The organism is Buchnera aphidicola (Tetraneura ulmi) (assembly GCF_964058925.1).
GTDB lineage: Bacteria > Pseudomonadota > Gammaproteobacteria > Enterobacterales > Enterobacteriaceae > Buchnera_D > Buchnera_D aphidicola_B.
This window is the reverse complement of the sequence record NZ_OZ060367.1, coordinates 1-1,751: the sequence shown is the minus strand read 5'-3', so window position 1 is coordinate 1,751 and position 1,751 is coordinate 1. Positions and strand designations below refer to the sequence as shown.

2 protein-coding genes are annotated in these 1,751 nt (G+C 21.9%); one reads left to right on the top strand and one right to left on the bottom strand.

What is annotated here, in order from left to right; genetic code table 11:
- Positions 1 to 31: 31 nt before the first annotated feature.
- Complete coding sequence (gene repA / locus AB4W66_RS02545) at positions 32 to 901, bottom strand: plasmid replication initiator RepA (protein ID WP_367675103.1); 870 nt, start codon at positions 899 to 901, stop codon at positions 32 to 34.
- A 118-nt stretch (positions 902 to 1,019) separates the two neighbouring features.
- Here repA and AB4W66_RS02540 point away from each other — a divergent pair, with 118 nt between their 5' ends.
- Positions 1,020 to 1,547, top strand: coding sequence for a TIGR00645 family protein (locus AB4W66_RS02540; protein ID WP_367675102.1), 528 nt, complete (start codon positions 1,020 to 1,022; stop codon positions 1,545 to 1,547).
- Positions 1,548 to 1,751 lie beyond the last annotated feature (204 nt).

The window sequence follows — 1,751 nt, the reverse complement described above, 5'->3', positions numbered from 1 at the left end:
TAAAGAAAAAAATAAAAATTGAAACAAAAAATTATTTGTTTAAAACAGTATTTTTAGAAAAACACATTGTAGCTATTTTTTTTAAATGGAAATATTCTATATTTACCATTTTTTTTAAACCACCTTGACCCATTTTTTGTAGTTCATTTAGTGAATAATTTTTTACTAATAATTTTAAGATTTTTTGTTTAGCTTGAAATTCATTATTTGAGATTATTTTTTTTGCTCTTTTTTGACGTATGTAAAAATTATGTTGTGATTTTCTAAATTCTAAAATTTTTTGAATTCTTAAATTTTTATTTTTTATATAAATTTTTTCTTCAGTTAATGGTTTAATTCCTTTTTTTTTCAGGGAATTATTTATCCAATTTAATTGTTGTTTTTTTGCTTTTGAGAGTTGTTTTGAAGTTACACCAAAAAGTTCGAAAAAGAGGGGGGTTAAAATAAATATTTTAGGCATATATGTACCTAAAATATTATCCCATTTCTTTTCGGATTTTAAAAAACCCATAGGTTCCATAAATTTTGAAATTAATCTAGATGCTCTTGAAATTGATTTATTTCCGGCTGGAGAAATTGTAGATAGACCACAATCATCTGAAAGTTTTTCTAAGGATGCATAAACAGTATTAGTTGACAAATTAAAGTAATAAAGCATGGCTTGTACCATTGCTCTGAATGCACATGCTCTATGTTCATTTAGTCTTCTGTATCTTTTTATTATTTCACCTGTTTGAGGGTTTTTTGGTTGGATTACATAATGTAATTCAACTCGAGCTACATCAATTTCATTTGCTAATTTCATTGAATTTTGAATGAAGTTTGGTCTATTTTTATTTTTTTTTGGAATTTTGAATTTTGGCATATAATTGCTTACGTATTTTTTTTTTATTTTTTTCATGTTTTTTGATTTAAATAAATTTTTTTTGTATTTTTTATTAACACGAATGCTTTAAAAATGCAATGAAGAATTGATAAAAAAATATTTTTTTATATATTAAAAATAGGATAAATATTGTATGAAAAAGACAATTGAGAAAATGATTTATATTTCACGTTGGTTAATATTTCCAATATATTTAGGATTGTCTTTTTGTTTAATTTTATTAACTTTAAAATTTTTTCAGTTGATTTTTTTTGTTTTACCTGAGATTTTTTTTATTTCAGAATCAGGTTTAATATTAGTAATATTATCTTTAATTGACATTGTTTTAGTAGGCGGTTTATTAATAATGGTTGTTTTTTCTGGTTATGAGAATTTTATTAGTAAAATGAATATTAAAGGAACTAAACTAGATTGGATGGGTACTATGGATGTGAATTCAATAAAAAGTAAAGTTTCTTCTGCAATTGTTGCAATCTCCTCAGTACATTTATTAAGAGTTTTTATGGAAACCGAGAAGGTTTTGAATAATAAAATAATTTGGTATGTAATTATTCATTTAACATTTGTAATTTCAGCAGGAGGAATGGCATATATCGATAGATTAAATAAATTAAATACGAATTGTTCTATAAAAGATAACTCTTTTTTCAAAAAAAAATAAAAATAGACCCTAAAATGTTTTTCTAATATATATATAAAAAAACATTATTTTTTTTAGAAATCTATATATTTTTTATTTTTTATTTTTTTTGAAGATTTTTGTTCCTTTTTAGATTTATTTTTCTTTTTTAATTTAGGTTTATATAGTAATTTTGCATCTATTATTATTAGAATGCATATATTAAAAAAAATTGCTTGCATCTAT